This is a genomic window from Mesorhizobium sp. J8 (genome assembly GCF_016591715.1).
Classification (GTDB): Bacteria; Pseudomonadota; Alphaproteobacteria; order Rhizobiales; family Rhizobiaceae; genus Mesorhizobium.
Map to the genome: position 1 here is coordinate 284220 of NZ_AP024109.1, position 22743 is coordinate 306962.

The 22743-nt window shown below is 66.0% G+C and carries 25 protein-coding genes and 1 tRNA gene; 11 read left to right on the plus strand and 15 right to left on the minus strand.

Annotated features, from left to right (window positions below):
* The first annotated feature begins 121 nt into the window (after nucleotides 1-121).
* Nucleotides 122-1231, plus strand: a complete 1110-nt coding sequence (locus MJ8_RS01440) for a Gfo/Idh/MocA family protein (RefSeq protein WP_201412754.1) — start codon at nucleotides 122-124, stop codon at nucleotides 1229-1231.
* 66 nt (nucleotides 1232-1297) lie between these two features.
* Here MJ8_RS01440 and MJ8_RS01445 read toward each other — a convergent pair whose 3' ends face one another.
* From MJ8_RS01445 to iolE, 7 genes are read right to left on the minus strand one after another with little or no spacing between them, the layout of a single operon-like run.
* Nucleotides 1298-2236 carry a sugar phosphate isomerase/epimerase family protein gene (locus MJ8_RS01445; protein WP_201412755.1) on the minus strand — a complete coding sequence of 313 codons (939 nt, stop codon included), beginning with the start codon at nucleotides 2234-2236 and terminating at the stop codon, nucleotides 1298-1300.
* Nucleotides 2237-2269: 33 nt separating this feature from the next.
* Nucleotides 2270-3262, minus strand: a complete 993-nt coding sequence (gene iolG, locus MJ8_RS01450; protein ID WP_201412756.1) for an inositol 2-dehydrogenase — start codon at nucleotides 3260-3262, stop codon at nucleotides 2270-2272.
* Nucleotides 3263-3321: 59 nt separating this feature from the next.
* The gene (locus MJ8_RS01455) at nucleotides 3322-4140 is read right to left on the minus strand and encodes a carbohydrate ABC transporter permease (protein WP_201412757.1); all 819 of its coding nucleotides are present in this window, start codon (nucleotides 4138-4140) and stop codon (nucleotides 3322-3324) included.
* Nucleotides 4137-5042, minus strand: a complete 906-nt coding sequence (locus tag MJ8_RS01460) for a carbohydrate ABC transporter permease (protein WP_201412758.1) — start codon at nucleotides 5040-5042, stop codon at nucleotides 4137-4139. The genes MJ8_RS01455 and MJ8_RS01460 overlap by 4 nt, the downstream gene beginning before the upstream one ends.
* Nucleotides 5042-6355 (minus strand): extracellular solute-binding protein, encoded by a 1314-nt coding sequence (locus tag MJ8_RS01465; protein WP_201412759.1) that lies wholly within the window; start codon nucleotides 6353-6355, stop codon nucleotides 5042-5044. Before MJ8_RS01465 ends, MJ8_RS01460 begins: the two co-directional genes overlap by 1 nt.
* Nucleotides 6352-7449: an ABC transporter ATP-binding protein gene (locus MJ8_RS01470; protein ID WP_201412760.1), complete on the minus strand. Its 1098-nt coding sequence runs from the start codon at nucleotides 7447-7449 to the stop codon at nucleotides 6352-6354. The genes MJ8_RS01465 and MJ8_RS01470 overlap by 4 nt, the downstream gene beginning before the upstream one ends.
* A 27-nt stretch (nucleotides 7450-7476) precedes the next feature.
* Nucleotides 7477-8388, minus strand: coding sequence for a myo-inosose-2 dehydratase (gene iolE, locus MJ8_RS01475; protein WP_201412761.1), 912 nt, complete (start codon nucleotides 8386-8388; stop codon nucleotides 7477-7479).
* Between the two features lie 559 nt (nucleotides 8389-8947).
* Here iolE and MJ8_RS01480 point away from each other — a divergent pair.
* Nucleotides 8948-10420: a PLP-dependent aminotransferase family protein gene (locus MJ8_RS01480; protein ID WP_201412762.1), complete on the plus strand. Its 1473-nt coding sequence runs from the start codon at nucleotides 8948-8950 to the stop codon at nucleotides 10418-10420.
* 23 nt (nucleotides 10421-10443) lie between these two features.
* Here the strand turns inward: MJ8_RS01480 and MJ8_RS01485 are convergent.
* Nucleotides 10444-10520 (minus strand) — tRNA-Arg (locus MJ8_RS01485).
* Nucleotides 10521-10727: 207 nt separating this feature from the next.
* Entirely contained in the window at nucleotides 10728-11666 is a 939-nt protein-coding gene (locus MJ8_RS01490) for a DUF1003 domain-containing protein (RefSeq protein ID WP_201412763.1), read from the minus strand.
* Between the two features lie 481 nt (nucleotides 11667-12147).
* On the opposite strand from MJ8_RS01490, the gene MJ8_RS01495 reads away from it, so the two are divergent.
* A complete protein-coding gene (locus MJ8_RS01495) occupies nucleotides 12148-12597 on the plus strand; it encodes a universal stress protein (RefSeq protein WP_201412764.1) in 450 nt (149 codons plus the stop codon).
* A 246-nt stretch (nucleotides 12598-12843) separates the two neighbouring features.
* On the opposite strand, the gene MJ8_RS01500 is transcribed toward MJ8_RS01495, so the two are convergent.
* Nucleotides 12844-13845 carry a D-alanyl-D-alanine carboxypeptidase family protein gene (locus MJ8_RS01500; RefSeq protein WP_201415264.1) on the minus strand — a complete coding sequence of 334 codons (1002 nt, stop codon included), beginning with the start codon at nucleotides 13843-13845 and terminating at the stop codon, nucleotides 12844-12846.
* 274 nt (nucleotides 13846-14119) lie between these two features.
* On the opposite strand from MJ8_RS01500, the gene MJ8_RS01505 reads away from it, so the two are divergent.
* From MJ8_RS01505 to MJ8_RS01515, 3 genes are all read left to right on the plus strand, one after another.
* Nucleotides 14120-15226 (plus strand): hypothetical protein, encoded by a 1107-nt coding sequence (locus MJ8_RS01505; RefSeq protein WP_201412765.1) that lies wholly within the window; start codon nucleotides 14120-14122, stop codon nucleotides 15224-15226.
* 113 nt (nucleotides 15227-15339) lie between these two features.
* The gene (locus tag MJ8_RS01510) at nucleotides 15340-15951 is read left to right on the plus strand and encodes a nucleoside triphosphate hydrolase (protein WP_201412766.1); all 612 of its coding nucleotides are present in this window, start codon (nucleotides 15340-15342) and stop codon (nucleotides 15949-15951) included.
* 168 nt (nucleotides 15952-16119) lie between these two features.
* Nucleotides 16120-16458, plus strand: coding sequence for a hypothetical protein (locus MJ8_RS01515; RefSeq protein ID WP_201412767.1), 339 nt, complete (start codon nucleotides 16120-16122; stop codon nucleotides 16456-16458).
* A 4-nt stretch (nucleotides 16459-16462) separates the two neighbouring features.
* Here the strand turns inward: MJ8_RS01515 and MJ8_RS01520 are convergent, their stop codons facing one another.
* The 3 genes from MJ8_RS01520 to MJ8_RS01530 form a co-directional block, all read right to left on the minus strand.
* Entirely contained in the window at nucleotides 16463-17167 is a 705-nt protein-coding gene (locus MJ8_RS01520; RefSeq protein WP_201412768.1) for a glutathione S-transferase family protein, read from the minus strand.
* A gap of 152 nt (nucleotides 17168-17319) precedes the next feature.
* Nucleotides 17320-18528, minus strand: a complete 1209-nt coding sequence (locus MJ8_RS01525; protein ID WP_201412769.1) for a beta-ketoacyl-[acyl-carrier-protein] synthase family protein — start codon at nucleotides 18526-18528, stop codon at nucleotides 17320-17322.
* 4 nt (nucleotides 18529-18532) lie between these two features.
* A complete protein-coding gene (locus tag MJ8_RS01530) occupies nucleotides 18533-18787 on the minus strand; it encodes an acyl carrier protein (protein ID WP_041003067.1) in 255 nt (84 codons plus the stop codon).
* A gap of 236 nt (nucleotides 18788-19023) precedes the next feature.
* Here MJ8_RS01530 and MJ8_RS01535 point away from each other — a divergent pair, with 236 nt between their 5' ends.
* The 5 genes from MJ8_RS01535 to MJ8_RS01555 are packed head-to-tail and all read left to right on the plus strand — an operon-like array spanning nucleotide 19024 to nucleotide 21410.
* Nucleotides 19024-19887, plus strand: a complete 864-nt coding sequence (locus MJ8_RS01535; protein WP_412177139.1) for an urease accessory protein UreD — start codon at nucleotides 19024-19026, stop codon at nucleotides 19885-19887.
* A gap of 21 nt (nucleotides 19888-19908) precedes the next feature.
* Complete coding sequence (locus MJ8_RS01540; protein WP_041003069.1) at nucleotides 19909-20211, plus strand: urease subunit gamma; 303 nt, start codon at nucleotides 19909-19911, stop codon at nucleotides 20209-20211.
* Between the two features lie 12 nt (nucleotides 20212-20223).
* On the plus strand, nucleotides 20224-20478 hold the full coding sequence (locus MJ8_RS01545) for a DUF1272 domain-containing protein (protein ID WP_201412770.1): 255 nt from the start codon (nucleotides 20224-20226) through the stop codon (nucleotides 20476-20478).
* Between the two features lie 25 nt (nucleotides 20479-20503).
* On the plus strand, nucleotides 20504-21097 hold the full coding sequence (locus MJ8_RS01550) for a HupE/UreJ family protein (protein ID WP_201412771.1): 594 nt from the start codon (nucleotides 20504-20506) through the stop codon (nucleotides 21095-21097).
* A 7-nt stretch (nucleotides 21098-21104) separates the two neighbouring features.
* Complete coding sequence (locus MJ8_RS01555) at nucleotides 21105-21410, plus strand: urease subunit beta (protein ID WP_201412772.1); 306 nt, start codon at nucleotides 21105-21107, stop codon at nucleotides 21408-21410.
* A 35-nt stretch (nucleotides 21411-21445) separates the two neighbouring features.
* Here the strand turns inward: MJ8_RS01555 and MJ8_RS01560 are convergent, their stop codons facing one another.
* Both MJ8_RS01560 and MJ8_RS01565 read right to left on the minus strand, forming a co-directional pair.
* The gene (locus MJ8_RS01560; RefSeq protein ID WP_201412773.1) at nucleotides 21446-21934 is read right to left on the minus strand and encodes a hypothetical protein; all 489 of its coding nucleotides are present in this window, start codon (nucleotides 21932-21934) and stop codon (nucleotides 21446-21448) included.
* Between the two features lie 285 nt (nucleotides 21935-22219).
* Complete coding sequence (locus MJ8_RS01565) at nucleotides 22220-22597, minus strand: hypothetical protein (RefSeq protein ID WP_201412774.1); 378 nt, start codon at nucleotides 22595-22597, stop codon at nucleotides 22220-22222.
* Between the last annotated feature and the right edge of the window lie 146 nt (nucleotides 22598-22743).

Here is a 22743-nt window from a genome sequence, read left to right on the forward strand (position 1 = left end):
CCTGCCTCATCATAGCGAGTTCGTGCAAGAACACCATAAAAAATGATTTGTATGTTCCATTCTCTACCAAAATGGACTAATTCATCCATATCGCTATTCCCCGCATCTGGAGACAATCGACATGGTCGGAGTGGGCCTCATCGGCACGGGCTTCATGGGCAAGTGCCACGCCATCGCCTGGAACGCGGTGGGCACCGTCTTTCCCGATGTCGACAAGCCGAGACTGGTGCATCTGGGCGAGGTGAATGACGAGTTGGCCCGGCGCAAGGCCGGCGAGTTCGGCTTCGCGAAAGGCTCCGGCGACTGGCGCGCCGTGGTCAACGATCCGGAGGTCGATGTCGTCTCGCTGACCACGCCGAACCAGTTCCATCCCGAGATGGCGATCGCTGTCCTCGAAGCCGGCAAGCATCTCTGGTGCGAGAAGCCGATGGCGCCGAGTTTCGCCGAGGCCGAGACTATGGCTGCCGCGGCGAGGACATCCGGCAAGGTCGCCGTGCTGGGCTACAACTACATCCAGAACCCCGCCATCCGCCATATCGGCGCGCTGCTCGATGAGAAAATCATCGGCGACGTCAATCTCGTGCGCATCGAGATGGACGAGGACTTCATGGCCGACCCGGAAGCTTTGTTCTTCTGGAAGCACGAGGCTTCGTCCGGCTATGGCGCGCTCGACGATTTCGCCGTCCACCCGCTGTCGCTGATCAAGGCGCTGTTCGGCCGTGTGTCGCGCGTCATGTGCGACATGGTCAAACCCTATGCCGACCGCAAGACTGCTTCCGGCGCCCGCCGCGCGGTCGAGACCTACGACATCGCCAGCGTCCTGATGCATCTCGAAAACGGCGTCGCCGGCACGCTGCTCGTCAACCGCTCGGCCTGGGGCCGCAAGGGCCGCATCGCCATCCAGATCTTCGGCTCGAAGGGCTCGATCCTCTACGACCAGGAGCGGATGAACGAGTTCCAGCTCTACCTCACCGCCGACCGGCCGACCGAGCAGGGCTACCGCACCATCCTGGTCGCGCCGCACCACAAGCCCTATGATTCCTTCCTGCCCGCGCCCGGCCACGGCCTCGGCTTCAACGACCTCAAGATGATCGAATGCCGCGAGCTTCTGATGCGCATCGCCGGCAAGCCGGCCCGCATCATCGACTTCGACGAGGGCCTGGAGATCGAACGCACCGTGCATGCCATGGCGCGCTCCTTCCAGGAGCAGCGCTGGATCGATGTGAGATAGGGCCACCGGCCATCGGCAGCGCCAGAACAGGCGGCGGCCGGCCCATGCAAGAGCGGATCCAAGCATTCAAGCCAGGTTGATGGCGACATTGCGCAGCAACGCGACGGACTTGCGCATGCCTTCCATCGGCGACAGCATCATGTCTTCGTGCTCGATCGAGAGCACATCGTCGTAGCCGGCCTGCTTCAGCGCGGTGCAGAACTGCCGCCACCAGGTCTCGCCATGGCCGTAGCCAAGTGTGATGTAGTTCCAGGCCCTTTCGGCATAGTGGTTTGGCGGACGCGCATCGAGCACCCCGTCGACGGCCGCCGGTATCGGTTCGACTCGTGTGTCCTTGGCGTGGACATAGTAGATCGCCGAACCAAGCTTGCGCACGGCGGCGATGGGGTCGGCGCCCATCCACATCGGATGGCTCGGATCGTAGTTCGCGCCGACCGTCTCGCCGACGGCATCGCGCAGCCGCAACAGCGTCTGGACGTTATAGACGGCCTGATGGCCGTGCAGTTCCAGGCAGAGCTTGCCGATGCCGAGATTATTCGAAAATTTCACCAGATCGCGCCAGTAGGGGATGATGCAATCGTCCCACTGGTAGCGCTGGATGTCGGCGCATTCGGGCGGCCAGTCGGTGACGATCCAGTTGGGGTTTGCGTCGCCGGGTCCGCCCGGCAGGCCGGACATCATCACCACGCGGTCGATGCCCATCAGGCTCGCCAGCCGGATCGTATCCTCGGTCACCTGGCGGTGCTGCTTGCCCTGTGGCCCCGGGTGCAGCGGATTGCCGGAGCAGTTGAGCGCCGCGATCGTCAGCCCGTGGTCGCGGACCTTGGCTGCGAATTCGGAGCGCGCGGAAGCACTGTCCAGCATCGTCTGCAGATCGATATGCGGCGCCGACGACCAGTTGCCGCAGGCGAATTCGAGCGTCTCCAGCCCGAGCTCCGCCGAGGCGCGCAGCATCTCGTCGAAGGACAGGTTGCCCAGGCTGTCGGTGATCATGCCGATCTTCATATCGGAACTCCCGGTTGAGGTTGGACCATCGGTTCAGAGTTGCACGGGCTCGAACCTGCCCGACCTGGCGGAGGCAAGCGCGGCCTCGCAAAGGATCATCGCCTTTCGGCCGTCGCTCGCAGTGACGGCCGGCTTCCTGCCCGTTTCGACGCAGGTGATGAAGTGGTCGATCTCGGCGGCGTAGGATTCGGCGTAGCGCTCGACGAAGAAATAGTAGGGCTTGTCGCGCGATATGCCTTTGCCGCCATACATTTCCACCGAGGTCGGCAGCCGGTTGCCGGCCTGCAGCATGCCGTCGGCGCCATGCACCTCGATGCGCTGGTCGTAGCCATAGGCGGCCCTGACGCTGTTGTTGATATGGCATTGCCGGCCGGACGCGGTGCGCAGGATGAACATCGCGGTGTCGTAGTCGCCGAGCTTTTTGTATTGCGGCGCCACCAACGAGGAGCCGGTCGCGAACAGCTCCACCGGCTCCTCGCCGAGCATGTTGCGCGCCATGTCGAAGTCGTGGATGGTCATCTCGCGAAAGACGCCGCCGCCTCCGGCCAGCGCTTCCTCGGTTTCCGGCTCGGGGTCGCGGCTGGTGATGATGACTTGCTCGACGGCGCCGATTTCGCCGCCGTCGAGGCGCTCCTTCAACGCCCGGAAGCTCGGATCGAAGCGGCGGTTGAAGCCGATCTGGAACGGCACGCCGGCCTTCGCGACCGCCGCCAGACACTCGTCGGTGCGCTTGAGGTCGAGATCGATCGGCTTCTCGCAGAAGATCGCCTTGCCCTTTGCCGCCGCTGCCATGGCGAGATCGGCATGGGTGCGCGTCGCCGACGCGATGAACACCATCTTCACCGCCGGATCGTTCATCACGGTCTCTGTGTCCGCGATCTCGGCGCCGGTCGCGGCCGCGACTTTGGCGGCGGCCTCCCGGTTGGGATCGACGACATAGCGCAGCCGCACCTTCGGGTGACGCGCGAGATTGCCGGCATGCACCCTTCCGATCAATCCAACTCCGAACAGACAAACATCCATCATGCGTTCAACTTTCCTGTGCGGCCGTCCGCGACGGCGAGTTCAACATGCTTGGCCGGCGGTCATTTCACGGCGCCCATGGTCAGGCCGCGAACGAGGTGCCGCTGCACCAACAGCGCGAAAAAAACGATCGGCAGCGCCCCGATGACCCCGGCTGCGGCCATCGAGGCCCAGTCGGTATCGATGCGCCCGATGAGCGTGGCGGTTCCGCGCGGCATGGTCATCGCCCGCGGTGTCGCGGTCAGCGCCAGCGCGAAAAGGAATTCGTTGAAGGTGACCAGCACGGCGAAGATGGCGGTGGCCGCGAGCCCAGGTGCCGCCAATGGCAGCGTGATGCGGCGAAAGGCGCCGAAGCGCGAATCGCCATCCACCATGGCCGCCTCCTCAAGGTCGACGGGGATCTCGCGGAAGAAGCTCTCCATCATCCACACGCAGAACGTGACGTTGAAGGCGGTGTAGGTGGCGATCAGTCCGAGCCAGGAGTCGAGCAGGCCCAGGCTGAGCATCAGGAGATAGACCGGGATCAGGATGACGACCGGGGGGATGATGCGAAGCGTCAGGAGGAACAGGCCCACCTTGCGCTCCGCGGCGAAAGGCAGGCGGAACCTCGCGATCGCATAGGCGCCCATCGCGCCGACGATCAGCGCGATAGCGACCGAGAAGAAGGTCACCACAAGCGAGTTCGTCAGGTAGGAACCGAACTGCTTCTCGGTGAACAGCCGCACGTAATTGTCGAGTGTCGGCACATGCGGGTAGAGCGTGCCTTCCTGGGTTATCTCGCGGTTCGACTTGAGCGAGGTGGAAACCAGCCAGTAGATGGGCAACAGCACGACGGCCAGCACGAAGATGGTGGTGAGGATGCGCGACAGGCGGTTGCTCATGACGCGTCCACCCTGCGCAACAGCCTGATGGCGCTGAAGGCGAGCGCGAGCACGACGAGGCCGATCGTCACGAACAGAGCCGCCGCATATCCGGTCTGCTGGAACTTGAAGGCGGTGTCGTAGCCGTAGATCGAGATCAGCCTCGTCGCTTCGCCAGGCCCGCCACGGGTCAAGACGAAAACCTGGTCGAAAGTGCCGAAGGCGTCGATGGTCCTGAGAACGATCGCCACCGCCAGCACCGGACGCATCATCGGGAAGGTGAGGTCGGCGAAGACGCGCCAGGCGCCGGCGCCGTCGACCCGCGCCGCCTCGAACGGCTCGTGCGGCAGCGATTGCAGCCCGGCGAGCAGGATCAGGAACATCAGCGGCGTCCATTCCCAGACGTCCAGCGCAACAAGGCCGATGAAGGCATTGAGCGGATTGCCGAGGATCTGCACCTCGCCTCCGCCCGTGGCCTTTGACAGCGCCGTCAGCATGCCGGCGTCGCTGGCGTAGATCAGTCGGAACACGATGGCGACGACCACCGGCGTGATCACCATGGGAATGATCAGCACGGTCCTGAGCAGCCGGATGCCGCGAAATTCATGCAGGCAAAACAGCGCCAGCGCGAAGCCAAGCACCGCCTCGAACGACACCGACAGCGCCACGAACTTCACTGTGACCCAGAGCGCATTGAGAAACTGCGCGTCGCTCCAAAGCTGCACATAGTTCTGGAAGCCGACATTGGAGATCGGTGAACCATAGCGGTAAGCCCGGGTGCTGGCGCGCAGCCCATCCCAGAGCGGATAGACCAGCACGCCGAGCACGATCGTCAAGCCCGGCGCCAGCATGAGATAGGGGAGGGCGAGGTCGAGCCCCGCCCCCTGCAGGCGATATTTGCGAGCCTGCGTGCCGCTTGGCATCAGTAGTATCCGGCCGTGGTGAGATAGTCCTTGACCTGCTTGGCGGCCGTGTCGAGCGCGGCGCCGCCGCCGGAGCCGGCTTGCAGCGCCTTGTTGAGCTCGATGCCGAGCAGTTCCTCGACCTTTGCCCAGTCGGGCGTGCGCGGCCTTGGCAGCGCGCCGGCATCGAGCTGCTGGAGCGCGACCGGGATCAGCCGGTTGCCGGGCTTGGCGATGCCGAAGGCGCTGCGCTTGACCGGAATGGAGCCCGCTTCCGAGAGCTTGGCCTGGGTTTCGGCGCTGACATACCACTTCAGGAACTGGATCGAGTTCGCCTTGTTGCGCGCCGATTTCGGCACGCCGGCGATGAAGATGCCCATTTGGGCGATCGCCTTTTTCTGTTTCGGCACAACGCCGAAATCGAGCTTGCCGGCCACTTTGGTCTGGGCCGGATCGTCGGCCTTCAGCGCGTTGCCCGAATACTGGATGATGGCGCCTGCATCGCCGCCGAGGATCGCCGCGCCCTCCTGATCGGAATCGAACTCCACCACGCCGCTCGGCGCGTTCTGCTTCATCGTGCCGACGAAGAAATCGGCCGAGGCCTTGCCTTCGGCCGAATTGAAGATCGGGTTCCACTTGTCGTCGAAGAAGGAGCCGCCGAACGACAGGAAGATCGGGTACCAGCTGGTGACGATCGGGTTGCCGGTGACGCCACGGAACACGACCGGATATTTGATCTTGCCGGCGGCGACGCCTTCCTTGCCCTTGGCGATCACCTCGTCCCAGGTCTTCGGCGCGCCGCCGGTGAAGACGTCGTTGCGATAGGTCAGCGTCTGCAGGTCGCCGACGAAGGGCACGCAGATCAGCGTCGGCTTGGCATTCTCGAAGCCCTTGACGCGCGGCCCCTGCTGCGGCGGCCAGTAGCCCATGTCGATCATCGGGCCGATCCAGTCCTTGTCGGAGCCATCGATGCCGCCGGCGCCGAGATCTTCCAGGACGTTGGCGGCGCCGAACTGCGGCACCCAGGGGTCGTCGAGCAGGTAGAGGTCATACTGGCCGGCGCCGCTCTGGGCATCGGCGAACCACTTCTCGAGCGTCACCCCGTATTCGTCCTCGAGGAACTGGATGTCGAAGCCCTGTTCCTTGGCCAGCGGGATGATCTTTTCCTTGAACGGCGTCAGGCCGCCATCGGCAAAGGCGCCGATGATCACTTTCTTGCCGGCCGCCTTGGCCGGCATCGGCAGGCCGAGCGTGGTCAGCGCAGTGGTCGCCAAGGCCAGGCCAAGCGCGCTTTTGATGACGGAGCGGCGAGTAAGTCTGCTGGAATGCATCATGTCACTCTCCCATTGTTGTTGACCCTATGGACGGTTGTCAGGCCGGCCGAATTGAAGAAACAAGCGTTCGCCGGGTCGAAGGCGACGCCGATGCTTTCACCCACCACACCCCGGAATTCGCGGCCGGCCCGGACCGAGACGTTGCCGCCGTCCAGGCGGACATTGATCAGCGTCTCGTTGCCCATCGGTTCGACGACGTAGATTTCGCCGGGCAGAGCGCCAGGCGCGTCGACGGCGGCGGCGCTGCAGTCCTCCGGCCGCAGGCCGATTTCGGCGACGGAGGCGGCGCGGCAGGCGGCAAGCCGCGCGGCATCCAGCGGGACGACCTTGCCGGCTACGATGACGCCTTGCTCGGAAAGCCCGGCCGGCAGGATGTTCATCGGCGGGTTGCCGACGAAGGTGGCGACGAAGCGGTTGGCCGGACGGTCATATATCTCGATGGGCGGCGCCATCTGCTGCAGCTCGCCGCCATGCATGACGGCGACGAGGTCGGCCATGGTGAGCGCCTCGACCTGGTCGTGGGTGACATAGATGGTGGTGGCGCTGAGGCGCTGGCAGAGCCGCTTGATCTCGCCGCGCATGGTGAGCCTGAGCCGCGCGTCGAGATTGGAGAGCGGCTCGTCCATCAGGAACGCCGCCGGGTCGCGCACGATGGCGCGGGCCAGCGCGACGCGCTGGCGCTGTCCGCCCGAAAGCTGGCGCGGCCGCCGGTCGAGCAGATGGCCGATCTCGAGGATGGCTGCGACCTCGCCGATCTTGGTCTTTCGCCCGGCTTCCGGCGTGCCGCGAATCCACAGCGGATAGCCGATGTTTTCGGCGACCGTCATTTGCGGATAGAGCGCGTAGCTCTGGAAGACCATGGCGATGTCGCGGTCACGCGGCTGCAGCCGGGTCACGTCGCGCTCGCCGATGAAGACCTTGCCCGCGGTCGGCATGTCGAGCCCGGCCAGGATGCGCAGCGCCGTCGTCTTGCCGCAACCCGACGGGCCGAGCAAAGCGAGGAATTTGTGGTCCGGCACGGCAAGGTCGAGCGACCGCAGCACGTTGAGCGCGCCGAAGCTCTTGACCACCTTCTGGTACTGAACCGAACTCATCTCCCTCCCCGGCGCCCCATGCTTTCTTCAGGTCTTGCGCTCGTGCACATAGAAGCCCGCGCCCTGCGCCAGCGTCTTCAGATTGCGATACCCCATCGTGGCATAGGTCAAGGGGTGCGCCTTGGCCGGGTCCTGCTCGGCCTCGACCACCAGCCAGCCGGAATAGCCGTGGCCGGCGAGGATCTTGAGCAGCGTCGCATAGTCGATCGCGCCGTCGCCCGGCACGGTGAAGATGCCTTCCATCACCGCGCCCATGAAGCTCATGTCGGCCTCGCGCGCCTTCTTCAGCACGGCCGGGCGGACATCCTTGCAATGCACATGCACGACGCGCTCCACATGCCGGCGCAGCAACTGCTCCGGGTCGCCGCCGGAAAAGGCGCAATGCCCGGTGTCGTAGAGCAGGCCGACCGCCTCGCCGGTCGTGTGCATCAGCCTGTCGATCTCCTGGTCGGTCTCGACGATTGTGCCCATGTGATGATGGAAGGCCATGCCGACGCCGAAATCGGAAAATCGCTCGGCGAGCCGGGTGATCTTGGCGCCATAGGCCTTCCATTCGCCGTCCATCAGCTTCGGCCGCTGCGAGATCGGGTCGTGGATCGCGCCATGCCGGCCGCGCGAGGTGTCGGCATAGACGACGCGCCGGGCGCCGAGGTCCCGGAGCAGCGTCAGATGCGGCCGGATCGCCTCGAATTCCTCGTCCACCTCCTTCTCGCAGATGCGCCCGTCATACCAGCCGGAGACCAGCGCCAGCCCGTAATGGTCGAGGATGGGCCGAAGCGCGCGGCTGTCGCGCGGAAACTTGTCGCCTAGCTCGGTGCCGGCATAGCCGGCTTCCGCGGTTTCGGCGAGGCACGTCTCGAGCGGCGTGTCGCCGCCCAGTTCCGGCACGTCGTCATTTGTCCAGGTGATCGGGTTGATGCCAAGTCGGACTGTCGTCATTGCTCGCTTTCCGCCCCGCAGCCGGATGGCTGCGGGGTTCATGGTCTCGGGAGGAGATGGCTGCGATTGCTGGCGGCAAGGCGAAACCCTGCCGTTTCGTTCGGCAAGACGCCCTCCCAGCGCCGTGCCTCACATGTCCCCGTCTTGCATGTCCCCGTCGTGCATGTCCTTGTCGACGTCTTGCCCCAACGTCAGTGAGCGAAGTCTATCCCGCTCTGTCTCCCCCGCGAGGGCCAGTTTTGCGGAAAATGAAGGAACCAGTTTGTGTTGGGGGGTGGGTGTGGCAGGATGGGGAATGGGACGGAGATCAGCAAAAATGTCGAACGTCGGCGGGACAGCGCCCCCCTCTGCCCTGCCGGGCATCTCCCCCACGAGAGGGGAGATCGATGTCACGCCGGCTTTCGCCAATCACAAACGCCGCAGGAAAGAGCGAGGGGGCGAAGCTGCCAATCTCCCCCCTAGTGGGGGAGATGTCCGGCAGGACAGAGGGGGGCGCGAAGGAACGCGACCTCGAAGGGTCGCACGCGGTAACCGCATTACCCACGCCGAGCGGTAACCCATGCGCCCCCACCCCAAACCCCAACCCTTCCCGCTCGACACGCTCACCGTGAACCGCTCGAGCCCCGAGCATCTGTCGCGCCAGCTCTATCACGGCCTCGTCGCCATCATCCGCAGCCGCGCGCTGCCCCCCGGTTCGGAGCTGCCTTCCACCCGGGCTCTCGCCGCCGAGCTCGGCCTTGGCCGCAACACCATCGTCGCCGCCTACGACCAACTCGTCACCGAGGGCTATCTCGCCAACCGCCGGGGCGCCCGCCCGGTCATCGTCGACCTGCCCGAAGGCCCGCGCGAGTCGCCGCGCGAGGAGTCGCCCGCCCCGCTGCGATCGCCCTCGCTGCGCGGCCGGCTTCTGCTCAGCCAGCCCTACCATCACGGCCGTCCAGGCCATGTCGCCTTCCACCCCGGCATGCCGGACGCGCAGAGCTTTCCCTTCGGTGTCTGGGGCCGGCTGGTGGCGCGCCGCGCCAGCCATGGCGGCGAGACGCTGTTCGGCACCTATGACGTCACCGGCCACCCGGCGCTGAAGGAGGCGATCGCCGGCTACCTCTTCTCCGCGCGCGGCGTGCGCTGCCGGCCGGAGCAGATCGTCGTCACCACCGGCGCGCAGGCCGCCTTCGACCTTCTCGCACGCCTGCTGCTCGACCCCGACGACACGGTGTGGATGGAGGAGCCCGGCTATTACGGCGCCAAGGCCGCCTTCACCGTGGCCGGCGCAAGGATCCTGCCGATCGCGGTCGACCAGGAGCGCGGCTGGCGCCTCGACCCGCCGGACCCGTTGCCCCGCCTCATCTATGTGACGCCGGCCTGCCAGCATCCGCTCGGCATCACCATGCGCATGGAGGAGCGGCTGCGCCTGCTCGACATCGCCGAAACCGCCAATTCCTGGGTGATCGAGGACGATTTCGACGGCGAATACCGTTTTCAAGGCCGCCCCGTGCCGGCGATCCAGAGCATGGACCGCTCAGGCCGCGTCATCTATGTCGGCACCTTCGCCAAGCTTCTGTTCCCGGCGCTGCGCCTCGGCTTCATGGTGTTGCCGCCGGAGCTCGCCGGCCGCATCGTCAACGCGCTCTCCACCACCGGCCAGTTCGCGCCGCTGCTGTTGCAGGCAGCCTTGGCCGATTTCATCACCGAAGGCCATATGAGCCGGCACCTGAAGCGCATGCGCCGCATCTACGCCCAACGCCGCCAGCTCTTCCGCGACATCGTCACCGAGCGCCTGCGCGACGAGATCACGCTTTCGCCCGCCGAAGCCGGCATCCAGGTGGTGGGTTATCTCAAGGAAGGCATCGACGACATCAAGGTCGGCCAGGCAGCGGCGAAAAGGGCGATCAACGTCTCGCCGCTGTCGAAATACTTCCAGAACACCGCGCCGACCCAAGGGCTGGTGCTGGGCTACGCCGCGTGTGACGCGGCGCAGACGCGGGACGGGGTGGAGAGATTGGCACAGGCGATTGGGGAAGTGCTGGGGTGAGGGGGGTAGCGGCCCCAATGGATTGGCGCACCCGACAAGATTCGAACTTGTGACCTCTGCCTTCGGAGGGCAGCGCTCTATCCAGCTGAGCTACGGGTGCTTCCCGGGGGAAACGAACCGGCCGGTGAGCCGGCCAGCCACGGCTTCTTAGCGGAAGCCGCAGCACGCTTCAACGGGCAATTGGCGATTGGGTGGAGGGCTGGCGGGGTGATTGGCTGGCCGATGGGCTTTCGGAGAGGGCGCGCCCCTCTCCGTCCCGGCTTCGCCGGGCCACCTCTCCCCACCGCGTGGGGCGAGGAACTCCCGCTCACCCCTCCGCCGGCGCCTTGGTCGTCTTGCGCCGCGCCGCCCGGGTCGCGCGTTTCGCCTTCTTCGCGGCCAGCTCGTGCATGGCGTCGAGCTGCATCTGCTGCATTTCGGCCAGGCGCTGCCATTGGCGCGAGATGAGGTAGTCGAGCTTTTCGTGCAGGTGCCGCACCTCCAGCTCGGCCTTGAGGTTCACCCGATAGTCGTTGAAGGAGCGCAGCCGGTCTTTGGCTTCCTGGCGCTTCTGGCTCATCATGATCACCGGCGCCTGGATGGCGGCGATGCAGGAGAGCAGCAGGTTGAGCAGGATGAACGGGTAGGGGTCGAAGGCGTTGGTCGTGCCGGCGATCAGGTTGATGCCGATCCACAGCAGCAGCACCGTGGCGAAGGAGATCAGGAACCACCAGCTGCCGCCGAACTCGGCCATCGTGTCGGAAACACGGTCGGGGAAGGAGCGGTGCTCCTCATATTCCTCTTCCGAGTTCTCCGAGATCGTGTCCTGCTTGGCGATCGATTCCACCACCTGGCGGTCGAGCTCGGAGAATTCGCCGTGCTCCTGCTGCAGCAATTCCTCCATGTAGCGCATGCGGTAGCGGCCGAGCTCCTCGCGGCTGATGCGGGCGCCGCGCGGCAGGTCGGGATGGTCGGAGCGGATGCGGTCGGCGAGGCTGGGCCTCAGATCGTCGATGCGCACCAGGTCGCGCTTGCGGAATTTGCGCCCCGAGATCGCCGAGGGTTTTTTCTTGGGCTTGATCCGGGCCGTGCCTGGAACATGCGGTTCGGCGTGCGGCTCGGAATCCGGCACTTCCGGCGCTTCGAGGATCTCGTCGGCGGCGGCCTGCGCATCCTCCGGCACGGTTTCGGCCTCGAGATATTCGCCGGCGACGTCGTTCTCGTTGTCGGCCTGGATCTGCGCGGATGCCTTCGGGTCGCCTGCCATGGTCGGTGCTCCTGTTCGAGGCCTTTTGAGTACGATACGCCAAGCCGGCGCGGCATATCCATGGTCAGTGTGAAAGTGGTGTGACCGAACAAGTTGTTGTGATTGGGGGGCGAGTTGCGGAGGCAATTGCGTAGGTCGGCGCAGCCCCCTCATCCGGCCGCTACGCGGCCACCTTCTCCCCGGCGGGGAGAAGAGGGAAGCGCCGGCGCCGACAATCTCCTCTCCCCGCCGGGGGTCCGAAGGACGGGCGAGACCCGTGGCTCGCCCCGGAATGGTCAGCCGAGCGAAGCGGAGGCTGGGTGAGGGGGAGCGCCGTTGATGATTTCACACCCCTGGCGCAATCGTCTCCGCCGCCTGGCCTTGATCCGCATCAAACTGGCCCCTGTGGCCGGCCTGATAGGCTGACTATATCGAGATCAGGCCGGAGCGTTCAGGCTCCCGCCGCTGGGGCGCATTGCCCCGCCAATGAGGGATCGCCACCATGTACAAGAAAATCCTGATCGCCACCGATGGCTCGGAACTCGCCCAGAAGGGCGTCGTCCACGGGCTGGAGCTGGCCAAGGGGCTCGGCGCCAGCGTCGCCTTCGTCACCGTCTCGGAGCCGTTCCCGGCGCTCGCCTGGGGCGGCGCCATGGCCGGCTATGTCGCGGCCGACGAGCTGGTCAATTACGAGGAAAGCGCGCGCAAATACGCCAGCGAGCTGCTCGCCAAATGCAAGGCCGAGGCCGATGCGAAGGGCGTCGAGGCGAAGACCCTGCATATCGAGAACCGGACGCCCGCCGAGGCGATCCTCGAGGTCGCCGGCGCGGAAGGCAGCGACTTGATCGTCATGGCCTCGCACGGCCGCCGCGGGCTGGGACGGCTGGTGCTGGGCAGCCAGACGGCGGAAGTGGTGTCGCTGACGACGATCCCGGTGCTGGTGGTTCGGTAGGGTCCGCCTGGTGGAGGCGGTGTGAGAACGAGATAGGCAGCGATCCTCCGCGCCCCCCTCTGTCCTGCCGGACATCTCCCCCACCAAGGGGGAGATTGGCGGTTTCGGCGCTCCGTTCATTCCTGCGACGTTGGTGATTGGCGAAAGCCGGCGTGACATCCGATCTCCCCCCAAGTGGGGGAGATGGCCGGCAGGCCAGAGGGGGGCGCTGTCCCGCCGACGTCTCGGACTTTTCCGCTAGCCGCCCTACTGCGTCGGCAGCAGCGGCGCGCCGGGCGATGCGAGATCCGGCGACGGAAAATCGGACGCCGGTTGGCCGGGCGTCGCCGGCTGCGGCGGCAGCAACCCTGGCAATGCCGAGTCCGGCGGCGGCAGCAGGGCGGGCGGCGGCGAGGCCGGCTGCTGCCCGGAATACATCAGCCTGGGCTGGCCGGCATCGGCGATCGTCGGTCCGAGACTCCGCTGGATCAGCGCCTCGACATGGTCGTTGCGCTGGCGCGCGGTATCGGCGCCCATCACCACCACGATCAGATGCCTGCCGTCGGCATTGTAGGAGGTGACGATGTTGTAGCCGGAAGCCCTTATGTAGCCGGTCTTGATGCCGTCGACGCCGCGCACGCGCCCCAGCATGTCATTGTGGCCGCGCACCAGCCGGCCGCGGAACATGAAGTCGCTTTCGGAGAAATAGTGGAAATGCTGCGGGAAGCGCTTTTCCAGCGCCATGCCCAGCACCGCCATGTCGCGCGCCGTGGTCACCTGGCCGTCGTCGGGCAGGCCGCAGGCGTTGCGGAAATTGGTGCCGGTCATGCCGAGCGAGCGCGCCTTGGCGGTCATCATCGCCGCGAACTGGTCCTCCGAGCCGCCGCCCAGATATTCGCCCACCGCCACCGCCACGTCGTTTGCCGACTTCACCACCATGGCGCGGATTGCGGAATCGACGTCGATCGTCTCGCCGTGCCGGAAGCGCAGCTTGGTCGGCGGCTGCGAGGCGGCGTGGTCGGAAACCGGGATCCGCGTTTCCTTGGTCACGCGGCCGCTCTCCAGCGCCTCGAACAGCATGTAGAGCGTCATCATCTTGGTCAGTGACGCCGGATAGCGCTGCGACCTCGAATTGACCTCGAACAGGGTCTTGCCGGTCGATGCGTCGACCACGATCGCCGCATATTTCTGCGGCTGCGCCGGGACGGCGAGCACGCTTTCAGGCGGCGCCGCCGTCGTGCAGCCGGCGACCAGCAGGAGCAGGGCCATCGCGGCGATGAGTTTCTGGAGGCTGAGGAAGGGGCGGGGCAAGACGTTTCTAAAGCTGTTGCTGAGATGCGGCGAAGCTAACGTAACCCATATGCCGCGTCCAACTGGTTAACGGCGATCTTAACACCGAATTGCATCCGGGCGCCGTTGCCGAAGCTGCCTGCAAAGGCACAAAGCGGGTCGCACGCCTGATGCAAATTGCCCGTCATCACGCTTGCGTATCCGTCGCCGGACGAGCTTTGTTGGTAGAAGCAAAAGATTCGGAGAGGCACTCATGGACACGGTCACGATCAGCGCGAAGGGCATTTCGGTTTCGCTCGATCTTGCCGTCGGCCATATCGCCGCCATGGATATCGAGGCCGACGGGCGCGTCCTGAAGCCGCTGCATCGCGCGCCGTGGGTCGGCGCGCCGCGCGAGACATTGCCCGCAAACCTTCCCGAAGGCACGGTGCGGCTTTCCGGCGATTTCCTTTGCGCGCCCTTCTCGGCCAGCGACGTCGAGGCCGCACCGCTGCATGGCTGGCCGGCCAACAGCGCATGGGACGTCGTCGAGAACGGCGCGGCTGCCGGCGGCTGGCGGGCCGTTTTCCGGCTGCGCCGCAAGGTGATGGGCGCGACCGTCGACAAGATTTTCACGCTGCGCGACGGCCACCCCTTCCTTTACCAGGAACACGTCTTTTCCGGCGGCTCCGGCGCCATCTCCGTCGCCCACCATCCGATGACGGTCATGCAAGGCGGCGGCCGGCTGGCCTTCTCGCCGAAACGCGTGGCGGTCACGCCCGCTACGCCGCTCGAGCCCGATCCGGCGCGCGGCCGCTTCATGCTGGCCTATCCGGCACGCGCCGGCGACCTTGAGCAGTTCCCGCTCGCCGCCGGCGGCGCGACCGATCTCACCGACTACCGCATCGAAGACAAGCGCGAGGATTTCATCACCCTGGTCGAGGCCGATCATGGCGGCCCCGGCTGGACGGCGGTCGCGCGGCGCGCCGAGCGGGACCTGGTGCTGGTGCTGAAGAACCCGGCCGAACTGCCCGTGACGATGCTCTGGTTCTCCAATGGCGGCCGCGACTACGCGCCCTGGAGCGGCCGCCATCTCGGCGTGCTCGGCATCGAGGACGGCCGCACCGCCATCGGCCACGCCGCCTCGCTCGGCGACAACTGGCTGAAGCATGAAGGCGTGGCGACGGCCTTCGCGCTGGCCGAGGGCCGCTCGGTGTCGTTTCGCCATGTCATCGGCGGCGTTCCGTTCGCGGAAGCCGAGGCGCCGGCCGGCATCGAAGCCGCGCCCGATCGCTTGCGCATCCTTGCCCCGAACGGCGCGGCGAAGGAGGTGCCTTTCGACGGCGGCTTCTTGCGTATTGGGCGTTCGGTTCCGGCCTGAGCGCCTGAGTTCGTCATTCCAGGGCGGAGCAAACCTCGGCGTCTAGGAACGAGGTTTGAATTTTCCGCCGACACCCGCCAAGATGCGGGCCGAACCGCACCGGAAAGGCGCCGATGTCCGAGATCGCCCATATCACAGCCGCCATCTTCAAGCGCGCCGGCAAGGCCAAACGCTTCGTCGTCGCCATCGCCGGTCCGCCGGGCTCCGGCAAGTCGACGCTATCGGCAAACCTGCGTGAGCTTTTGCCGGAAGGCAGCTCCGAGGTCGTGCCGATGGACGGTTTCCATTATGACGACATCATTCTGAACCGCCGCGGCCTGCGCCCCCGCAAGGGCGCGCCGGAAACCTTCGATTTCGCCGGCTTCGAAACGCTGCTGAAGCGCATCCGCTCCGGCGAGCCCGATATCGCCATTCCCGTGTTCGACCGTAGCATCGAACTGTCGCGCGCGGCGGCCGAGATCGTCGGCGCCGACACAAAGTTCATCCTGGTCGAGGGCAACTACTTGCTGCTCGACGAGGAGCCGTGGTCGCGGCTGGCGCCTTTGTTCGATTTCACCATCTTCGTGGACGTGCCGCGCAACGAGCTCGAGCGCCGGCTGATGGAGCGCTGGCGCGAGCACGGCAAGTCCGATGAGGACGCCCGCGCCTGGATCGCCTCCAACGACATGCCCAACATCGAGCGGGTTCTGGCGCGGCGCCGGCCTGCCGACATGGTCGTTGGTTGATGACGGATCATTGGTTAACCTGCTCAATTTTCAATATTTTTGGGTGGGAACCTTAAGGTTTTCACGCCGTTATGACCCTATCCCGAATTGTCCGGCGCCGGAGCAATTCCAGGAAGGCGCGCATCGCTTTCCGCCTGGAGTTGCGAGGAAAATTGCAGGAGCTGTCAGATGGCAACCAACAGCAGAAAAACCGCGCTCAAGAAGGCTAGGGCCAATCAATCCAAGCCGGCGCAAGCCAGGGCCGGCGCCGCCCCCGCGATCGCCGAACGGTCGAAGGACGCCAAGCCGGCTTTCGGCAAGGCACCGCCGAAGAGAGTGACGCCGGGCGCCGCCCACAAGGTCGCTGCCACGACCGCGAAGCCCCACAAGCCCGCAACGGGACCGGCGGCGAAGAAGTCGGGCCCGATCCGCACCGTGGCCACCGTCGCGACCGGAGCGGTCGTGGCAACCGCGAGGCTGGCGGCGTCCATGTTCGGCCGCGGTGGCGCGAGCGCCAAGACGAAGTGAGGGCTCAGCCCTTCGCCGGGATGGTGAGGCCCCGTTTCACCGCCGGCCGCGCCAGACCGCGCTCGAGCCAGTCGGCGACAGTCGGGAAATCGTCGAAACCGACCAACTCACGCGCCTCGTAGAAGCCGATCAGGTTGCGCACCCAGCCCAGCATCGATACGTCGGCGATGGTGTAGTCGTCATCCATGATCCACTTGCGGCCCTTCAGCCGCGTTTCGAGCACGCCGATCAGCCGCCGCGACTCGTCGCGGTAGCGCTCCAGCGGCCGCTTGTCGGCAATCTCGCGCCCGGCGAATTTGTGAAAGAAGCCGACCTGTCCGAAGATCGGGCCGATCGCCGCCATCTGGAAGAACACCCACTGGATCGTCTCGTAGCGCCGCGCCGGATCGGCAGGAATGAGCTTGCCGGTCTTGTCGGCCAGATAGAGCAGGATGGCGCCGGACTCGAACAGGCCGATAGGCTTGCCTCCCGGGCCGTCCGGATCGACGATCGCCGGGATCTTGCCGTTCGGGTTGAGCGACAGGAACTCCGGCGTCCAGCTCTCGTTCTTGCCGATATCGACATAGTGCGGCTCATAGGCAAGGCCGATCTCCTCCAGCGCGATCGAGACCTTCACGCCGTTGGGCGTCGTGGCGGAATAGAGCTGCAGGCGCTCGGGCTGCTTGGCCGGCCAGCGCTTGGTGATCGGAAAGGCGGACAGGTCGGTCATGAAAAACTCCGGATGCGGATTGGCGCCGGGCGGCGCCCATATAGGTGGCAAAGAATACGGCGGGTGAGGCAAGAATTAGGTCCGCGGCCGGCCGGGATCAATACACCGGCAACCACCCCGCCATGCACACACAGTCAACCGGTCGGCTTCGGTCAGACCGCCTTGAAGGCCAGCACCGCGTTGGTTCCGCCGAAGGCGAAACTGTTGCTGAGCGCCGCGCGCACCGTGCGCTCGCGCGCCGTGTTGGGCGTCACGTCGAGGTCGCATTCCGGATCCGGCTCGCGGTAGTTGGCGGTCGGCGGCACGATGCCGTCGCGGATCGCCATGACACAGGCGATCATCTCCAGCCCGCCGGAGGCGCCCAGGCAATGCGCATGCATCGACTTGGTCGAAGAGACCGAAAGCGAACGGGCATGGTCGCCGAAGACGCGCTTGATCGCCGCTGTCTCGATCTGGTCGTTGGCCTTGGTGCCGGTGCCGTGCGCGTTGAGGTAGTCGACATCTTCCGGATTGAGCCCGGCATCCGCCAGGCAGAAACGCATGGCCGCTTCCGGTCCCTCGACGGTCGGGGCGACGATGTCGGAGGCGTCGGCCGAAAGCCCGACGCCGGCGATCTCGGCCAGGATTGTGGCGCCGCGCGCCATCGCGTGATCGTAGCTTTCGAGCACCGCCATGCCGGCGCCTTCGCCGAGCACAAGGCCGGCACGATCGGCCGAGAACGGCCGGCATGTGTCGGGCGAAAGCACTCGCAGCGCCTCCCAGCCCTTCAGCACGCCCCAAACCAGCGGCGCTTCGGTGCCGCCGGCGACCATCACGTCGGCGCGGCCGAGCCTGATCTGGTCGACGGCCGAGGAAATCGCGTGGTTGGCGGACGAGCAGGCCGACGTGGCGCCGAAAACAGGGCCGCGCAACCCGAGATTCATGCTGACCTGGCCAGCGGCCGCGCCCGGCATCACTTTCGGCACGGTGAAAATGGCGGCGCGGTTGCGCCCTTCGAGCAGGATCGCGCGGTAATTCTCCTCGATGGTCTCGAAGCCCGCGACGCCGATGCCGACGATTGCGCCCATCCGGTAGGTGTTGTCGGCATGGGCCGTCAATCCGGACTGCCGCATGGCCTCGCGCGCGGCGATCACCGCCAGCAGGCTGAAACGGTCCATCGACACGACCTGCTTGCGGTCGATGCCATGATCCGGCAGTTCCTTGATTTCGCAGCCGGTCTTGACCTTGAGGTCATGCAGCGACGGATTGTCGATAGGGCCGATGGCCGAGCGGCCTGCGCGCATGGCGTCCCAAATCGCCGCTGCATCGTTGCCTAGCCCGCAAATCCCGCCGATACCGGTGATGACGACGCGTTTTTGCATGCAGTCAGGCTTTTTTCGCGATCAGTTCGCGAACCGCCTCGACCATGTCGCCGACGTTCTTGAGATTGCTCCAGGCATCGACCGTGTTCATCTCGATCTCGATGCCGTATTTTTCCTCGAGATCGAAGATGATCTCGGTCAACTCCAGCGAATGGATGCCGAGCGTTCCGAGATCGGTGCTGGCGGTGATTTCCTCGCCGCCAGTGTCGGCATGCGCTTTGATCTTTTCGATGATCTCGGTCGTCAGTTGGTCAGCCATTCGGTTCCTTCCCTGTCGTTTCCCCGACGCCAACTGATCAGCGCCCTTTTTGATCCCCGGATCCAACAACGCCGTTGCCCTTACCTCGCCAGACATCGCGCGACCGCTCCAGGGTGGCTTCCCTCTATAGAAACCAAAACGATGTCAAGCAACAAGCGATATATCGACAAAGCCGCCGGAGTGCTTAACCTGGAATCGTGGACACGATCGAGAATGCCCTGACATCCCGGCCCGTCTTGCCTTTGGCCGCCGCTCCTTTGCCTGCCGCGCAACGTGTTGCCGGGCGAGCCAGGCTTTTCTGCGGCAAGAGCGAGGGCCGGACGCGCCTGCAGCGGCTCTACCAGGACGGATCGGCCAAGATCCGCCTGCCGGCGGTAGAAGGCGATCCGCTCGAGGCGGTGCTCATCAACACGGCCGGCGGAATGACCGGCGGCGACCGCCTCGGCTGGACGATCGAGGTCGGCGCCGGCGCCTCCGCCTCCATCACCACCCAGGCCTGCGAGAAGGTCTACCGCGCCGCTGCCGACAGGGCCGAGACAAGCGTCGGCCTGCGGGTCGGTCCGGGCGGCCGCATCGCCTGGCTGCCGCAGGAAACCATCGTTTTCGACCGCGCCGCCTTTGCCCGCACGCTGGATGTCGAGCTTGGCGACGAGGCCGAGGCATTGCTACTGGAAGCCACGCTGTTCGGCCGGCTTGCGATGGGCGAGCGGGCGGTCCGGGGCAGCTTCCACGATCGCTGGCGGGTCCGCCAGGGCGGCGCGCTTATCCATGCGGAGGATTTCCGGCTGGGCCCGGAGATCGCGGCAACGCTGCGGCGGCCGGCGGCGACCGGCGGCGCGCTTGCCGTCGCCACGCTGCTCTTCGTTTCGCCGCAGGCGGAAAGCCTGCTGGACGAGGCCCGCGCCATCATCGGCGATCCCGGCATCGGCGGTCCCGTTATCAGTGAGGGCGGCGGCGCCAGTTTCTGGAGCGTCGGCCGATCTGGCAAGCTTCTTGCGAGGCTGTGCGCCGGCGACGGCTACCAGCTCCGCAAGCGGCTGGTTCCGCTGGTCGAACTGCTCAATGGACGGGCGGGCCTGCCCAAATTGTGGTCACTCTGATTTAAAATACCGGGACATTGCATGAATCTGACGCCGCGTGAAAAGGACAAGCTGCTCATCGCCATGGCGGCGATGGTGGCGCGCAAGCGCCTGGAGCGTGGCGTCAAGCTCAACCATCCAGAAGCCATCGCCCTGATCACCGACTTCGTCGTTGAAGGCGCGCGCGACGGCCGTCCCGTCGCGGAACTGATGGAGGCGGGCGCCCATGTCGTCACCCGTGCCCAGGTCATGGACGGCATTGCCGAGATGATCCACGACGTCCAGGTCGAAGCGACGTTTCCCGACGGCACCAAGCTGGTGACCGTGCATGAACCGATTCGGTGAGGAGAAAGACCGATGCTGGAGCTCAGGCCCAATTGCGAATGCTGCGACAAGGATCTGCCGCCGGAAGCGACCGATGCGCTGATCTGCACCTTCGAATGCACCTTCTGCGCCGGCTGCGTCGACAATGTGCTGGGCGGCGTCTGCCCGAATTGCGGCGGCAATTTCGCGCCGCGGCCGATCCGGCCGGCGGCGAAGCTTACGAAATATCCGCCGTCGACCAGGCGCGTGCTCAAGGCCGAAGGCTGCGGCCCGCGCAAGGCTGCTTAACAGGTCAATTGGAGAAGGCAGAAAGATGATCCCCGCCTCGACGAAACGAACCGCACTTGCCGCGATCCTTTTCCTGGCAGCCGCCGTGCCGGCTGAAGCCCATGTCGGCGCAGGCTCCACCTCTTCCTTCGCCGCCGGTTTCGCGCATCCGCTGTCCGGGCTCGACCATATGACGGTCATGATCGCCGTGGGCCTGTGGGCGGCGATGAAGGGCGGCAAGGCCGTCTGGGCCTGGCCGCTGGCCTTCGTCGGCGTGATGCTGGCCGGCGGCGCGCTCGGCATGCTGCATGTGCCGGTGCCGTTCGTGGAGCCGGCTATCCTCGCGTCCGTCGTGGCGCTCGGCCTGCTGGTGGCCCTTGCGATCGACCTGCCGGTCGCGGCCGGGATCGCCGTCATCGGCCTGTTCGCGCTGTTCCACGGCCATGCCCATGGCACCGAAGTGCCGGAAAATGCCGGCGGTTTTGACTATATGGCAGGCTTCGCGATGGCCACGGCGCTGCTCCACGGCTTCGGCATCGCGGCCGGTCTCGGGCTGGGCTCGCGCCTCCGCGGCCTGGCGCGCGCCGCCGGCGCCGCCTGCGCGGCGATCGGCCTCGGCCTTGCCTTCGGTGTGTTGTGAGGGCGCGATGATCCCCGGCGAAGTCATCACGGCCAAAGGCGACATGGAGCTGAACAAGGGCCTGCCCACCGTGACGCTCAAGGTCGCAAACAGCGGCGACCGGCCGATCCAGGTCGGCAGCCACTATCATTTCTTCGAGACCAACGAGGGCCTGAAATTCGACCGCGAGCGCGCACGCGGCATGCGGCTCGACATCGCCGCCGGCACCGCCATGCGCTTCGAGCCGGGGCAGGAGCGTGACGTCACCCTGGTGCCGCTGGGCGGCAAGCGCGAGGTCTATGGTTTCCAGCAGAAGGTGATGGGCAAGCTGTGAGGTCCGGCGGCGCGCTCACATCACTTCGGCGGCCATCATTTCGGCGGCTTGGCGGCGGCATAGATGACGACCTTCCCCGGATCGTCGAACTCCACCGCGAGCACGTCCTCGGCCTGCACGCGCCGCGAATCGATCGCGTTGAACAGCAGGGCGTTCGCTTCGATCTCCTGGCGCAATTCGGCGACGTCCTCCTGGTGCTGCTTAACCTTGTTCTCGATGGCCGGCGGCGGCCCGCCTTCGCTGCGCGCGGCATCGGTCAGGAACACGATGTCGACCGTGTCGAGCTTGGTGGTCTTTCGCACCGTGCCGATATTGTCGCGGGTGCGGTCGATGGCGGTGATGACCTTTCCGGCCTCCGTCCTGGAGAGCGCCACTTCCTCGCGGACGTTGGAATCGACGATCGCCGCGGCAGCATTGCCGTTGCCCAGCGGCTGCGCCGCGGACGCGGCATGGGGCGCGGCGACCGCGAAAAGCGCGGCGGCAACCACGAAACTCCATCTTGGAGAACGCCGAGCATTCGCCATCGTTCGCTCCTGACTGACCTCGTGACGGGGCGAAAACAGCGAAACGGTGCGGTCTGGCCGCAGGTTCCCTTCAAAAACCGGACGCCGGGCCGCAAGGCGGCCCGCATTCCCTTCAAAATAGGGTTGGCGGCCCGCAAGGCGGCCCGCATCCCCTTCAAAATATGGTTGGCGGACCGCAGGGCGGCCCGCATCCCCTTCAAAATATGGTTGGCGGACCGCAGGGCGGCCCGCATCCCCTTCAAAATATGGTTGGCGGACCGCAGGGCGGCCCGCCGGGGCACGCAATCAGCTTGCCTTCTTGGTGATCAGCGTCAGCGCGCCGTTGGGCTGCATGCTGGCGGCGATCACCTGCGCCGAGCTCATGCCTTTGGCTTCGAGCGCGGATTTCACCTTGGGCGTCGCGTCGATCGACTTGCGCAAGGTCTGCAGGCCGGCGTCGCCGCGCTGCGCCACGATCTGGTTGACCTGCGTCTGCGTGTCCTTGGGCAATTCGGTGATATCGACGACGTTGACGCTCTGGATCGCCGGCGCCGCGGGCTCGGCTTTCGGCGCGGCGGGGGCGGCCGGCGCCGGGCTTGGCTGCGGCGTCTGCTGCTGCTGGGCCCCGGCAGCGCCCGCCATCAACAAGGTGGCGGCTGCGGCGACAAGTATCGCGTTGCGCATGGATATTCCTTCCATCGGCTTGGGAGTGGCTCCGCCCGCCTCGACGGCCCGATGGGAACGCTGAAATGGGCGCTCAAAGTGTCGCCGGGTGGGTCATTGCGTGACCATTGGGTGGCGAGAATGTGTGCCCCGCGCGCAGTCAATTG

Bases quoted from the DNA above. Each gene is read 5' to 3' on its own strand.
- MJ8_RS01515 (WP_201412767.1), top strand. From the start codon at position 16,120: ATGGCAACCAACAGCAGAAAAACCGCGCTCAAGAAGGCTAGGGCCAAT.
- MJ8_RS01555 (WP_201412772.1), top strand. From the start codon at position 21,105: ATGATCCCCGGCGAAGTCATCACGGCCAAAGGCGACATGGAGCTGAAC.
- MJ8_RS01455 (WP_201412757.1), bottom strand. From the start codon at position 4,140: ATGAGCAACCGCCTGTCGCGCATCCTCACCACCATCTTCGTGCTGGCC.
- MJ8_RS01460 (WP_201412758.1), bottom strand. From the start codon at position 5,042: ATGCCAAGCGGCACGCAGGCTCGCAAATATCGCCTGCAGGGGGCGGGG.
- iolE (WP_201412761.1), bottom strand. From the start codon at position 8,388: ATGACGACAGTCCGACTTGGCATCAACCCGATCACCTGGACAAATGAC.
- MJ8_RS01540 (WP_041003069.1), top strand. From the start codon at position 19,909: ATGAATCTGACGCCGCGTGAAAAGGACAAGCTGCTCATCGCCATGGCG.
- MJ8_RS01545 (WP_201412770.1), top strand. From the start codon at position 20,224: ATGCTGGAGCTCAGGCCCAATTGCGAATGCTGCGACAAGGATCTGCCG.
- MJ8_RS01560 (WP_201412773.1), bottom strand. From the start codon at position 21,934: ATGGCGAATGCTCGGCGTTCTCCAAGATGGAGTTTCGTGGTTGCCGCC.
- MJ8_RS01565 (WP_201412774.1), bottom strand. From the start codon at position 22,597: ATGCGCAACGCGATACTTGTCGCCGCAGCCGCCACCTTGTTGATGGCG.
- MJ8_RS01445 (WP_201412755.1), bottom strand. From the start codon at position 2,236: ATGAAGATCGGCATGATCACCGACAGCCTGGGCAACCTGTCCTTCGAC.
- MJ8_RS01495 (WP_201412764.1), top strand. From the start codon at position 12,148: ATGTACAAGAAAATCCTGATCGCCACCGATGGCTCGGAACTCGCCCAG.
- MJ8_RS01500 (WP_201415264.1), bottom strand. From the start codon at position 13,845: ATGGCCCTGCTCCTGCTGGTCGCCGGCTGCACGACGGCGGCGCCGCCT.
- MJ8_RS01490 (WP_201412763.1), bottom strand. From the start codon at position 11,666: ATGGCAGGCGACCCGAAGGCATCCGCGCAGATCCAGGCCGACAACGAG.
- MJ8_RS01480 (WP_201412762.1), top strand. From the start codon at position 8,948: ATGCGCCCCCACCCCAAACCCCAACCCTTCCCGCTCGACACGCTCACC.
- MJ8_RS01440 (WP_201412754.1), top strand. From the start codon at position 122: ATGGTCGGAGTGGGCCTCATCGGCACGGGCTTCATGGGCAAGTGCCAC.
- MJ8_RS01505 (WP_201412765.1), top strand. From the start codon at position 14,120: ATGGACACGGTCACGATCAGCGCGAAGGGCATTTCGGTTTCGCTCGAT.
- MJ8_RS01550 (WP_201412771.1), top strand. From the start codon at position 20,504: ATGATCCCCGCCTCGACGAAACGAACCGCACTTGCCGCGATCCTTTTC.
- MJ8_RS01520 (WP_201412768.1), bottom strand. From the start codon at position 17,167: ATGACCGACCTGTCCGCCTTTCCGATCACCAAGCGCTGGCCGGCCAAG.
- MJ8_RS01510 (WP_201412766.1), top strand. From the start codon at position 15,340: ATGTCCGAGATCGCCCATATCACAGCCGCCATCTTCAAGCGCGCCGGC.
- MJ8_RS01470 (WP_201412760.1), bottom strand. From the start codon at position 7,449: ATGAGTTCGGTTCAGTACCAGAAGGTGGTCAAGAGCTTCGGCGCGCTC.
- MJ8_RS01530 (WP_041003067.1), bottom strand. From the start codon at position 18,787: ATGGCTGACCAACTGACGACCGAGATCATCGAAAAGATCAAAGCGCAT.
- MJ8_RS01525 (WP_201412769.1), bottom strand. From the start codon at position 18,528: ATGCAAAAACGCGTCGTCATCACCGGTATCGGCGGGATTTGCGGGCTA.
- MJ8_RS01465 (WP_201412759.1), bottom strand. From the start codon at position 6,355: ATGATGCATTCCAGCAGACTTACTCGCCGCTCCGTCATCAAAAGCGCG.
- iolG (WP_201412756.1), bottom strand. From the start codon at position 3,262: ATGATGGATGTTTGTCTGTTCGGAGTTGGATTGATCGGAAGGGTGCAT.